The sequence below is a fragment of the Streptomyces sp. L500 genome (assembly GCF_054551825.1).
Window position 1 is genome coordinate 125,520 of the sequence record NZ_JBTOLC010000004.1, and the last position, 12,316, is coordinate 137,835.

Annotated in this window: 11 protein-coding genes; 8 read left to right on the forward strand and 3 right to left on the reverse strand. The window is 71.9% G+C overall.

Going from position 1 to position 12,316, the window contains the following annotated elements:
- The first annotated feature begins 26 nt into the window (after nucleotides 1-26).
- Both ACX9I7_RS07010 and ACX9I7_RS07015 read left to right on the forward strand, forming a co-directional pair.
- Nucleotides 27-1,661, forward strand: coding sequence for a succinic semialdehyde dehydrogenase (locus tag ACX9I7_RS07010; RefSeq protein WP_459386802.1), 1,635 nt, complete (start codon nucleotides 27-29; stop codon nucleotides 1,659-1,661).
- Nucleotides 1,662-1,670: 9 nt separating this feature from the next.
- Nucleotides 1,671-3,455 carry a GMC oxidoreductase gene (locus ACX9I7_RS07015; protein ID WP_459386803.1) on the forward strand — a complete coding sequence of 595 codons (1,785 nt, stop codon included), beginning with the start codon at nucleotides 1,671-1,673 and terminating at the stop codon, nucleotides 3,453-3,455.
- A gap of 563 nt (nucleotides 3,456-4,018) precedes the next feature.
- On the opposite strand, the gene ACX9I7_RS07020 is transcribed toward ACX9I7_RS07015, so the two are convergent.
- Nucleotides 4,019-4,378, reverse strand: coding sequence for a chorismate mutase (locus ACX9I7_RS07020; protein WP_459386804.1), 360 nt, complete (start codon nucleotides 4,376-4,378; stop codon nucleotides 4,019-4,021).
- A 325-nt stretch (nucleotides 4,379-4,703) separates the two neighbouring features.
- Between ACX9I7_RS07020 and guaA the strand changes: the two genes are divergently transcribed.
- From guaA to ACX9I7_RS07050, 6 genes are all read left to right on the forward strand, one after another.
- Nucleotides 4,704-6,308, forward strand: a complete 1,605-nt coding sequence (gene guaA, locus ACX9I7_RS07025; RefSeq protein WP_387575297.1) for a glutamine-hydrolyzing GMP synthase — start codon at nucleotides 4,704-4,706, stop codon at nucleotides 6,306-6,308.
- 153 nt (nucleotides 6,309-6,461) lie between these two features.
- Nucleotides 6,462-6,905, forward strand: coding sequence for a carboxymuconolactone decarboxylase family protein (locus ACX9I7_RS07030; protein ID WP_459386805.1), 444 nt, complete (start codon nucleotides 6,462-6,464; stop codon nucleotides 6,903-6,905).
- A 217-nt stretch (nucleotides 6,906-7,122) separates the two neighbouring features.
- Nucleotides 7,123-7,701, forward strand: coding sequence for a Uma2 family endonuclease (locus ACX9I7_RS07035; RefSeq protein ID WP_459386806.1), 579 nt, complete (start codon nucleotides 7,123-7,125; stop codon nucleotides 7,699-7,701).
- Nucleotides 7,702-7,789: 88 nt separating this feature from the next.
- Entirely contained in the window at nucleotides 7,790-8,596 is an 807-nt protein-coding gene (locus ACX9I7_RS07040; protein ID WP_459386807.1) for a class II aldolase/adducin family protein, read from the forward strand.
- 213 nt (nucleotides 8,597-8,809) lie between these two features.
- A complete protein-coding gene (locus tag ACX9I7_RS07045) occupies nucleotides 8,810-9,838 on the forward strand; it encodes a L,D-transpeptidase (protein WP_459386808.1) in 1,029 nt (342 codons plus the stop codon).
- Between the two features lie 181 nt (nucleotides 9,839-10,019).
- Entirely contained in the window at nucleotides 10,020-10,544 is a 525-nt protein-coding gene (locus ACX9I7_RS07050) for a DoxX family membrane protein (protein WP_387575283.1), read from the forward strand.
- Here ACX9I7_RS07050 and ACX9I7_RS07055 read toward each other — a convergent pair.
- Complete coding sequence (locus tag ACX9I7_RS07055) at nucleotides 10,507-10,743, reverse strand: hypothetical protein (RefSeq protein ID WP_387575280.1); 237 nt, start codon at nucleotides 10,741-10,743, stop codon at nucleotides 10,507-10,509. The genes ACX9I7_RS07050 and ACX9I7_RS07055 overlap by 38 nt on opposite strands.
- Nucleotides 10,730-12,214 carry a PspC domain-containing protein gene (locus tag ACX9I7_RS07060; RefSeq protein WP_459386809.1) on the reverse strand — a complete coding sequence of 495 codons (1,485 nt, stop codon included), beginning with the start codon at nucleotides 12,212-12,214 and terminating at the stop codon, nucleotides 10,730-10,732. Before ACX9I7_RS07060 ends, ACX9I7_RS07055 begins: the two co-directional genes overlap by 14 nt.
- Nucleotides 12,215-12,316: the final 102 nt, after the last annotated feature.

Genomic DNA, 12,316 nt, shown 5'->3' on the forward strand with positions numbered 1-12,316 from the left:
GTCCCGCCCCGCATACGCTCACCCGCATGACGGACACGCAGGACACTGGAACAGTCGCCGATGGCGATCCCGTCGCCCCGGCGGGCAACCCTGTCGCCCCGGCGGGCGCTCGTACCGCCGCCGACGTCGTCACGCCGGAGCTCGTCGCCCGGCTCACGCGCGCGGTGGTGAGCTCCGGCGGCCGCACGGCGAGCCACGCCCCCTTCACCGGACGGAAGCTGGCCGACCTGCCCGAGTCCTCGCCCGAGGACGTGGCGGAGGCCTTCGCCCGGGCCCGCGAGGCGCGGCGCGCCTGGGCGGAGACGCCCGTACGGCGCCGGGCGGCGGTGCTGCTGCGCTTCCACGACCTCGTGCTCGCCCGCCAGTCCGAGATCCTGGACCTCGTCCAGCTGGAGACGGGCAAGGCCCGGCTGCACGCCCACGAGGAGGTGCAGGCCGTCGCCGTCGCCGCCCGGCACTACGGCCGGTGGGCCCCCTCCTATCTGCGGCCCAAGGCACACCTGGGCGTCCTCCCCACCCTCACGCGCGTCACCGAACTGCGCGTGCCGCGCGGTGTGGTGGGGCAGATAGCGCCGTGGAACTACCCGTTCGAGCTGTCCGTCGGGGACGCGCTGCCCGCCTTCGCCGCGGGCAACGCCGTGGTGATGAAGCCCGACACCCAGACCGCGCTGACCGCCCTGTGGGCCCGCGAACTGCTGGTGGAGGCCGGGCTCCCGGAGGGCGTGTGGCAGGTGGTGCTCGGGGAGGGCCCGGTCGTCGGTCCCGCCGTGGTCGCCCACGCCGACTTCGTCTCCTTCACCGGCTCCACCCGCACCGGCCGCGAGGTCGCCCGGAGCGCGGCGGACCGGCTCGTCGGCTGCTCGCTCGAACTGGGCGGCAAGAACGCCATGCTGGTGCTGCGCGACGCGGACGTCGAGAAGGCGGCGGCGGGCGCGGTCCGCGGCTGCTTCTCCTCCGCCGGACAGCTGTGCGTCTCCATCGAGCGACTGTATGTCCACTCCTCCGTGGCAAACGTCTTCCTGGAGCGCTTCGCCGCGCGCACGAAGGCCCTGCGCCTGGGGACGGGCCTCGCCTACGGTGCCGACATGGGGTCGCTGGTGTCGGAGCGGCAGCTGGAGAACGTCACCCGGCACGTGGACGAGGCCGTGGCCAAGGGCGCCACGGTCCTCGCGGGCGGCCGCCCCCGGCCGGACGTCGGACCGCTGTTCTACGAGCCGACCATCCTGGACGGGGTGGAGCCGCCCATGGCCGTCTGTGCCGAGGAGACATTCGGCCCGGTGGTCTCCGTCTACCGCTTCGACGACGAGGACGAGGCGGTGCGGCTCGCCAACGAGACCCCGTACGGCCTCAACGCGAGCGTGTGGACGGCCGACGGGCGCCGGGGCCGGGCGGTCGCGGCCCGGCTGCGGGCCGGCACGGTCAACGTCAACGAGGCGTACGCGGCGGCCTACGGCAGCGCCCGCGCGCCGATGGGCGGCATGGGCGACTCCGGCCTGGGCCGGCGGCACGGCGCCGAGGGCATCCTCAAGTACACGGAGGCGCAGACGATCGCCCAGCAGCGGCTGGTGCCGATGGGACCCGCGTTCGGCCTGGACGACGAGGCGTACGCACGGCTGATGACGGGCGGGCTGCGCGCCCTGAAGGCGCTCCGGCTGCGCTGAGGAGGGGCAGTGGTGAAGGGAACGTACGACTACGACGTGCTCGTCGTGGGGTCGGGATTCGGTGGTTCCGTCTCCGCCCTGCGCCTGACGGAGAAGGGCTACCGGGTGGGCGTGCTGGAGGCCGGCCGCCGCTTCACCCGCGACACCCTGCCCAGGAACTCCTGGGACCTGCGGAACTACCTCTGGGCCCCGGCCCTCGGACTCTACGGCCTCCAGCGCATCCACCTGCTCGGCAACGTCATGGTGCTGGCGGGCGCCGGCGTGGGCGGCGGATCGCTCAACTACGCCAACACCCTCTACGTACCGCCGAAGGCGTTCTTCGACGACCCGCAGTGGGCCGGGATCACCGACTGGGAGGGCGAGCTGCGGCCGTACTACGAGCAGGCGCGGCGGATGCTCGGGGTGCGGATCAACCCGACCACCACGCCGTCCGACGTCCATCTCAAGGCGGCCGCCGACAAGATGGGCGTGGGGGACACCTTCCACATGGCGCCGGTCGGGGTGTTCTTCGGGGACGGGCGGGACGGCGACGGCGAACGCCGCGCCCGGCCCGGCGAGGAGGCGCCCGACCCCTACTTCGGGGGCGCCGGGCCGGACCGGCGGGCCTGCGTCGAGTGCGGCGAGTGCATGACGGGCTGCCGGCACGGGGCGAAGAACACCCTCTGCGAGAACTACCTCCACCTCGCCGAACGCGCCGGAGCGGTGATCCACTCGATGACGACGGTGCTGGCCGTCGCCGAGCACCGCGACGGCGGCTACCGCGTCGTCACCGTCCCCACGGACCGGCGGCGCGGACGCCACCGGGCGCGCCCGAGGACGCTGCGCGCCCGGTACGTCGTGCTCGCCGCCGGCACGTACGGCACGCAGACGCTGCTGCACACGATGCGGGACAAGGGCCTGCTGCCCGGGATCTCCCCCCGGCTCGGCATGCTGACCAGGACGAACTCCGAGGCGGTGGTCGGCTCCCAGACCACCGACCGGCGCTACCGCGAACGCCACGGCGAGCGGCCGGACTTCACCCGGGGCGTCGCGATCACCTCGTCCATCCACCCGGACGCCGACACGCACATCGAGCCCGTCCGCTACGGCAAGGGCTCCAACGCGATGGGCTTCCTGTCCGTCCTCCAGGTGCCGGTGGGGACGCGCGCGCCCCGGGCGGTGGCCTTCGCGGGGCGGTGCGTCCGTCACCCCGTCCTGCTGCTGCGGTCGCTGTCCAACCGCCGCTGGTCCGAGCGCACGATCATCGGCCTGGTGATGCAGTCGCTGGACAACTCCCTCACCACCTACCGGCGGCCGAGGGGTCCCGGCAAGGGGCTGCTCACCGCCCGGCAGGGCCACGGCGAGCCCAACCCCGTACAGCTCCCACAGGCGACCCGGGCGGCGTCCCTCGTCGCGGAGGAGATCAACGGCTTCCCGGGCAGCAACGTCGGCGAGCTCATCGGCACGCCGCTCACCGCGCACTTCATCGGCGGCTGCCCGATCGGCGCCGACGCCTCCCGGGGCGTGATCGACCCGTACCACCGGCTCCACGGCCACCCGGGCATCTCCGTCGTCGACGGCGCGGCCGTCTCCGCGAACCTCGGCGTCAACCCCGCCTTGACGATCACGGCGCAGGCCGAGCGCGCGATGTCCTTCTGGCCGAACAAGGGCGAGACCGACCCCCGCCCCGAGCAGGGCCGGGCGTACGAGCGCACGGCCGCCGTCGAACCCCGGCACCCGGCCGTGCCCAAGGACGCCTTCGCGGCGCTGCGCCTGCCGCTGCTTCCGGTGCCGAGGGTGCCGCGGGAGTCCTGACCGCACCGGGGCACGGCGAAGGGCCCCGGGCCGCCGACGCGGGGGCTGCGGGCGGCCACGGGGCCCTTGACTGCCGGCACCGAGATCAGGGCAGGTCGGTGCCGCGGAGCGGCGCCGGGGGGAGCGCCGCGGGCTGGGGGATGAGCTTGGTCCGAACGGATGGTTGAACCAATGGCGGTGGGACGCGAGGGGATTGGTGCGGACTTTCGGTTCCCCTTGGCATCGTGGGGGATGCGCCTCCCGGGCGCAACCGTTTCGACCGGATACGGTCGGTTCCAGGCGTCCCCGGAACCGACCGTCCCTTGGATGGCGGCCGGGCTGCTGTCCCCTGCTGACCGGTCGCCGTGCCACCGGAGGGGGGTCCCACGACACGCGTGCTCGCGCGTCTCCCACTCCGGCGGATCCGCCCTGTCGATGCCGGGCGCCCAGTTGAACAGGGACGGAAGCCACGCGTGGATTTCGAGAGGACCGCTCCTGGCTGGTGCGGTCACCGGTATTAACGAAGATGATCAGCCGCCGGTCACGGCGCCGTACGGGTGACGGCCCCGGTCGGCATTCGCCCGTCAGACGCGGCCCCGGCACAGCTCCAGCAAGGTCATGGCCAGCGCGGTGCCCGGCCGGCCGAGCTGCTCGCGGTAGTGGCCGAGGATCTCCATCTCGCGCGAGAGATTGACGCGCCGGCCCCCGGAGGCGATGCGCTCGCGCTGGATCACCGCCGAGACGGCCATCCGCTCCTGCACGAGGCCGATGATGCGGCCGTCGAGGTCGTCGATCCGCTCCCGGGCGCCGGTGATCACTCCGGCGGCCTCGGGGGTGCGGGCGCCGGTGTCGGCGGCGGGGGAGGGGGCGGTCTCCACGGTGGTGGTCTCCGTGGTGGTGGTCTCCGCGGTGGTGGCGATGGCGCCGTGCGCGTTCATGGTCATGTCTGTTTCTCCAAAAGGGCCGGGGCCCCCGGAGGCGGACAGGTCCGGGAAAACGACAGGCGCCCCGGGCCTTGTCGGCCCGGGGCGCCTGGGAAGTCGCTTGTCAGTTGCTCAAGCAGCACGACCATGGCAGCCGGACGGGCCGGGTGCCATAGGTAAAGACGAAGGTCAGGTGCTTGCGCATGGCGCCCAGTATGGCCCGGGAACGACGCCGTGGCCAACGCGGGCCGGTCCGGTATTCGGATGGTGAGACAAAAGGAACCCCCCGCTCCCCGGTAGAATCGACAAATACAGACCCCCTCCCGACCGCCGGAAGGCCGCTCCCGTGTCAGCAGCACCCCCCGCCGCCGTCCACGACAACACCGCGGAACCGGTGCTCGTTGTCGACTTCGGCGCACAGTACGCCCAGCTCATCGCCCGCCGCGTGCGTGAGGCCCGGGTCTACAGCGAGATCGTCCCCAGCACGATGCCCGTCGCGGAGATGCTCGCCAAGAACCCCAAGGCGATCATCCTCTCCGGCGGCCCCTCCTCCGTGTACGAGGAAGGCGCTCCGCGCCTCGACGACGCCCTCGCCCTCTTCCAGGCCGGTGTCCCCGTCTTCGGCATGTGCTACGGCTTCCAGCTGATGGCCACGACGCTGGGCGGCACGGTCGACAACAACGGTGCCCGTGAGTACGGCCGCACCGCGCTGCACGTCGGCAAGACCGGCTCCACGCTCTTCGAGGGCACCCCCGCCGAGCAGTCCGTGTGGATGTCGCACGGCGACGCCTGCTCGGCCGCGCCCGAGGGCTTCGCCGTCACCGCCTCCACGGACCTGGTGCCGGTCGCCGCCTTCGAGAACGACGAGAAGAAGCTCTACGGCGTGCAGTACCACCCCGAGGTGATGCACTCCACGCACGGCCAGCTGGTCCTGGAGCACTTCCTCTACCGCGGCGCCGGCATCGAGCCGTCCTGGACCACGGGCAACGTGATCGAGGAGCAGGTCGAGGCCATCCGCGCGCAGGTCGGCACCAAGCGCGCGATCTGCGGCCTGTCCGGCGGCGTGGACTCCGCCGTGGCCGCCGCCCTGGTGCAGAAGGCCATCGGCTCCCAGCTGACCTGCGTCTACGTCGACCACGGCCTGATGCGCAAGGGCGAGACCGAGCAGGTCGAGAAGGACTTCGTGGCCGCCACGGGCGTCCAGCTGAAGGTCGTCGACGCGCAGGAGCGATTCCTCGGCGCGCTCGCCGGTGTCTCCGACCCGGAGACCAAGCGGAAGATCATCGGCCGGGAGTTCATCCGCGTCTTCGAGCAGGCGCAGGCCGAGATCGTCGCCGAGGGCGCGGCCGACGGCGAGGACGTCGCGTTCCTCGTCCAGGGCACGCTCTACCCGGACATCGTCGAGTCCGGCGGCGGCACCGGCACCGCCAACATCAAGTCCCACCACAACGTGGGCGGCCTCCCCGAGGACCTGGAGTTCGAGCTCGTCGAGCCGCTCCGCCAGCTCTTCAAGGACGAGGTCCGCATGGTCGGCCAGGAGCTCGGCCTGCCCGCCGAGATCGTCCAGCGCCAGCCCTTCCCGGGCCCGGGCCTCGGCATCCGCATCGTCGGCGAGGTCACCCAGGAGCGCCTGGACCTGCTGCGCGAGGCCGACGCCATCGCCCGCGAGGAGCTCACCGCCGCCGGCCTGGACGCCGAGATCTGGCAGTGCCCGGTCGTGCTGCTCGCCGACGTCCGCAGCGTGGGCGTGCAGGGCGACGGCCGCACGTACGGCCACCCGATCGTGCTGCGCCCGGTCTCGTCCGAGGACGCCATGACGGCGGACTGGACGCGCATGCCGTACGACGTGCTGGCGCGGATCTCCACCCGCATCACGAACGAGGTGCGCGACGTCAACCGCGTGGTGCTGGACGTGACCAGCAAGCCGCCGGGCACGATCGAGTGGGAGTAATTCCCCAGCGATGACAAACGGCCGTGCCGCCCCTCCGCCTCGTGTGGAGCGGGCGGCACGGCCGTTTCCCTGTCTATGCGACCTGCTCGTGGTGCGGAATGCTGTGAACCCATGCCAGTGAGCTGTGAACCCATGCCAATGAGAGGAGACGTTGTGCCGCACATAGAGGTGGGGAACGACGCGCCTGGAATCATCGGCCTGATGCGGTTCCGCCCGGAGACCGCCGGCCCGCTGAACGACCTGGCCGACGCCCTGCTCCGCGCCCCCGGCCCGCTCTCCCGGGGCGAGCGCGAACTGATCGCCTCCTATGTCTCGCACGGCAACGGCTGCGCCTTCTGCACGGGCGGCCACTCCGAGGTCGCCGCCCGCGAACTGGCGGGCGGCATGCCGGCCGTCCGCCGCGTCCTGGACGACCACGACTTCTCCGGTTTCCCGGAGAAGATCGGCGCGTTGCTCACCATCGCCGGTCTTGTCCGCGAGGGCGGCAAGGAGGTCACCGAGGAGTCCGTGGCGGCCGCGCGCAAGGCGGGGGCCACGGACGTGGAGATCCACGACACGGTGCTGATCGCCGCCGCGTTCTGCATGTACAACCGCTAGGTGGACGGCCTGGGGGCTTCATCGCCGACGGACCCGTCGTCCTTCGCGCAGATGGCGGACCGCGTCGTCGCCCACGGCTACGCGAACGGACCGGGGGCGCGGCGCGCTTGATCCGGTCGCACGCCGGTGCCGTCGCTCATTCGTTTGGGCGGCGGCAGCGGTGTTTGGGGTGGGTACGCTGGCCGTACGGCCGAGAATCCCGTCCATGGGAGGAACCATGACCGCTGAGCCCGTGCACCACTGGCCGGTGCCGCCGCAGGACGGGTACACCGTGGACGACCTGCTGACGCTGCCCGACCTCCCGCCGCACACGGAGTTGATCGACGGGAGCTTGGTTTTCGTGAGTCCGCAGCGAGCATTTCACAGCACCGTGATCGATCTGCTCGCGAGCGGGCTGCGACGTACTGTGCCGCCCGAGTTCAAGGTCCGTCGCGAAATGGTGGTGGTGATCGACAATCGCAACGGGCCAGAGCCAGACGTGTCCGTTCTCCGGGCTGCGGCGGTGCGGAGTGGGAACCAGACCTGGTACCAGTCCAGGGACGTGTTGTTGGCCGTCGAGGTGGTTTCCCCGAGCTCCGAGTCTCGCGATCGTGACACCAAGCCGCACAAGTACGCGGCTGCGGGCATCCCGCACTTCTGGCGAGTCGAGATGGCCGGTGAGCTGCCGGTCGTCCACGTCTTCGAGCTCGACAAGGAGGCCCGCGCATACGTGCCCACGGGCATCTACCGGGACGCCCTCAAGCTCACCGTCCCGTTCGACATCGACATCGACCTGACGGAGATCGACCAGTTCTAGCGCGGGCTGTCGCTCAAACCCTGGCCTCCTCCCGTACCCGGCGGTAGCTTCCCTGCCACCAGCCATGGATCACGGAGGAGGCCGCACCATGCCCGAGGCCGGCGCCAGCGCATCGCCCCCCGAGCCCGTACCCACCGACCAGCTCCACTTCGCCATGCCCCCCAAGCACGCCTCCGTCGAGGACGAGCGGCGGTACCGCAAGGAACGGCTGGCCGCCGCGCTCCGTCTCTTCGGGCGGTTCGGGTTCGAGGAGGGCGTCGCGGGGCACATCACCGCGCGGGACCCGGAGTTCACCGATCACTTCTGGGTCAATCCGTTCGGCATGTCGTTCAAGCACATCACCGTCGGCGATCTGATCCTGGTGAACCACAAGGGCCAGGTCGTCCAGGGCCGCCACCACGTCAACCAGGCGGCCTTCGCGATCCACTCGCAGATCCACCGCGCCCGGCCCGACGTCGTCGCGGCGGCGCACAGCCACTCCACCTACGGGCGCGCGCTGTCCACGCTGGGGGAGCTGCTGGAGCCGATCACCCAGGACGTCTGCGCGTTCTACCAGGACCACGCGCTCTTCGACGACTACACGGGCGTCGTGGTGGACGAGGAGGAGGGACGCCGCATCGCCTCCGCCCTCGGGCCGCACAAGGCGATGATCCTCCGCAATCACGGACTGCTGACCGTCGGCGACTCGGTGGACGCGGCCGCGTGGTGGTTCATCACGATGGAACGGTCCTGCCAGGTGCAGCTGGCGGCGAAGGCCGCCGGGAAACCCGTGCTCATCGACCCGAAGAGCGCCGAGCACACCCGTGACCAGCTCGGCAACGACCTGGTGGCGTGGATCAACTACCAGCCGCTGTACCAGCAGATCACCCGCAGTGAGCCGGAGCTGCTGGACTGACCCCCACGAGGTGTCCGGCTGGTCGGCCACCCCGACCACCCCCGCCGAGCGGCGGGGGTGGCTCGTTCTTTCGGGCGTTTTTGCGGTCCTTTTACCTTGTTTACGATGGCCGGAAGCCGAGGCGCCCTCGCCTCGGCTCTGTCATGCCATCGGACCGATCGAACCGATCGAGCCGGTTCAACCGATCGAACAGAGTCAACCGGTAGGAGAACCATGCGCCGCCTCACCCGTGCCGTCGGGCTGTCCGCCGTCGTCGCCCTGACCGGGCTGGCCGCCACGGCGTGCGGCGGTGGCGCCGAGGCCGAGGAGCGGCCCGCGAAGTCCTCCGCGCCGGCCTCGTCCGCTGCCACCCCCTCGAGCCCCGCGCCCGTCACGGAGCAGCCCGCCCCGGAGGCCGCGCTGCTCAAGGGCGCCGCCAAGGTCGTACGACCCGAGATCGCACCCGCCAACGGCGAGAAGGTCGGCGTGGGCCAGCCCGTCGCGATCGTCTTCAAGCAGCAGAAGGTCGCCAAGGAGCTGCGCGCCGGCATCGAGGGACGGCTGAAGGTCTCCACCTCCCCGCAGGTCCCCGGCGCCTGGCACTGGAACGAGTCCAAGGGCGACACGCGCGTCCACTTCCGTCCCGAGAAGTACTGGCCCGCCGGCACCAAGGTCACCCTCGACGCGCGGCTCGCGGGCGTGAAGCTCGCCGAGGGCACCGCGGCCGACCGGGACCGGACGATCTCCTTCACCATCGGTGACTCGATGGTCAACACCGTGGACCTCAAGACCCACAAGATGACCGTCGTCCGCAACGGCAAGACCCTGCGCGTCATCTCGGTCAGCGGTGGCGACGAGTCCAAGGGCTTCGGCACCCGCGAGGGCGTCAAGACCATCCTCGCCAAGGAGGGCCGCGTCGTCATGGACTCGCTCTCCATCGGCATCCCGCGCAACCACCCCGACGGCTTCTACGGCTCGTACGACTACAGCATGCGCGAGACGATCAGCGGCGAGTACGTCCACGCGGCGCCCGACAACGCCGAGTCCTTCGGCAAGGAGAACGTCAGCCACGGCTGTATCGGCATGTCCACCACCGACGCCAAGTGGCTGTACGAGCTGACCCTCAAGGGCGACGTCGTCCAGGTCACCGGCAGCACCAAGCCCAAGCCCATGGACCTCTTCGGCAACGGCTACGGCGACTGGAACCTGACCTGGGAGCAGTGGCTGGAGGGCAGCGCGCTGGGCGTCCGCTCCGGAGCCTGACCTCATCATCCCCATGGTGCGCAAGCCCTGTGGACAACTCCGTCGGCCACCGGCGGGGGTTATCCACAGGGCTGAACGCGTTTCGTGTTCCGTACGTATGGTCGGAGTACGACGGTCGGGAGGCGGTCGGAAAGCGGTCGGGGCGGCGAGAGCGAAGGTGAGGGCGGCGATGGCCGGCGGCATGTCACACAGGGCGCGGGAGGACATGGGGCGTTACGCGCTGCTCCCGCTGCGCCTCTTCCTCGGGATCACCTTCGTCTACGCGGGCCTCGACAAGCTCACCGACCCCGCCTTCCTGGCGAGCGGCGGGCAGGGCTCCATCGGTGCCCTGATGGAGTCGGTGCGCGACACGGCCGCGCTCCCGGGGCTGGTGGATCTCGCGCTGAAGAGCCCTGTCGGTTTCGGCTACGCGATCGCGTTCGGCGAGCTCGCGGTGGGCCTCGGCACGCTCCTCGGGCTCTTCGCGCGGCTCGCGGCCGCCGGAGGCGCCCTGATATCGCTCAGCCTCTGGCTGACCGTCAGCTGGGCCGCCACGCCCTACTACTACGGCAACGACCTCGTCTATCTGATGGCCTGGCTGCCGCTGATACTCGCGGGCGCGCCCCTGCTCTCGGCGGACGCGGCGCTGGCCGGCCGGCGGAGGGGGCGTGCCCGGGGCGGGGTGCCGCTCAGCCGAGTCGCTCAGGTCGCCCGTCGCGGTCGGTGAGGCGCGCCCGGCGGCGGCGTGCGGAGAAGGTGAGGGAGGAGACCAGGCCCGCCAGGCAGAACCCGCCCACCAGGACGGGCAGCAGCAGATAGGAGGGGATGTGCCACCGGCCGTCGGCCGCCGCCAGATAGGCCAGGCCGCCGCCCAGCAGCACCAGGCCGATGACCAACCTGCCCGGTTCGAAGTCATGCCGTGCCACGGACCACCTCCACCTGGCCGATGCCGGCCTTGAGCTCGAGACGCAGGGTGCCGTGCGAGGGGTGCCCGGCGACGGGGGACAGCGTGGTCCGGCGGTGGCCGCCGGGCTGGACGTCGACGTCCCGGGAGCCTTCGCCCGGGAGCTGGACGTCGCCGACGCCGACCTGGATGTTCAGCTCCGCCGTGACGTCCTGCGGCAGGACGACCTGGAGCTTGCCCGCCCCGACCTCCGCGCGCACAAGGGACGGCGCGGCGGCGCCGGACGTGGACCCGGACGTGGACCAGGGCACGCCGGTCAGGTCGAGCACGCCGAGGCCGGTGCCGAGTTCGTAGTGCTCGCGGATCTCGGCCTGGCTCGCCGGGCGCCAGGTCGTCCGGGACCAGTCGGGGGTCACGGACTTCGGCAGCGCGGCGGCGCCGGCCAGCAGGGCGCCGGTGAGCACGGCCGCGACGACCGTGCCGCCGCCCGTGCGGCCGTACCGGGAGCTGATCGCGATGCCCAGGCCGAAGACGACCAGGGCACCGGCCAGGCCGAACTCCAGGGAGGTGCCCAGCGGGCGGTGATGCCACGTCAGGCCCGTGCCGAGGCCGAGGGCGGCCAGGGCCAGCAGGAACGTCCAGCCGCCCAGCCACGGAGCCTGACCGGCCCCCGACCCGGACCCCGTCCCGGCCCCTGCCCCGGACGCGGTCTCGGGTCCGGCGCTGGGCGTCGGCCCGGTGGGGCGCTCGTAGGCCGCGGTGGGGCGGGCGCCGTGGGTCGGGGCGGCCCCCGAGTAGGGGCCGGGGCCGGTGACTGTTCCGGCCCAGCCGTGGGCCCACTTGGTGACGCGGTCCCGGAGGGGGACCGCCGTGTCCTGGACGTCGTCGTCCGGGCCCCAGAGGTAGCCCGTGCCGGGGGCGCCCGAGGCGGGGTCACGGATGGAGTCGCGCCACCAGGAGGGCGCGCCCGGTGCCGGGGGGGCCTGGGTCTCCGGCGGGGCCTCCATGGCCTTGTGCGCCTTGTGGGGGCGCGCCGAGCCGGCGGCCGTGCCCTCCGCCATCGCCGCGTCCTCCGGCCCGGCCTCGGCCAGCCGGCGGTGCTGCGACCAGTACGCGGCGCCGCTCAGGGCGACGATGAGCATCAGCGCGAAGGACATCACGCCACTGTTGTTGAGCATGGAGAGGAAGAGGCCGGAGCCCACCAGCGCGCACAGCACGGCGGTCAGCGCCGGGCCCTCGACACGCCCGGAGAGCATCCGGCGCGCTTCGTTGTCGTCCTCGCCCTCCAGCGGGATCAGCAGCCAGGCGAAGCCGTAGACGATCAGGCCGAGGCCGCCGGTGACGCCCAGGACCCCGAGGGCCACCCGGAAGATGACGGGATCCATGTCGAAGAAGCGCCCTAGACCACCGCAGACCCCGGCGATCAGCTTGTGCTCACGGCTGCGCCGCAGCGGCGGTGTGGCGGGCTCGGGGGTGGGTGGCGCGTCGGTCATGGGGACATGGTGTCAACCGGAATGTATGTACGGCACCCGTGCCGACCCTGGACGTTCCCTGAGATCGCCCCTGAGATCGATCCGGTTAGGGTGGCGCATCGA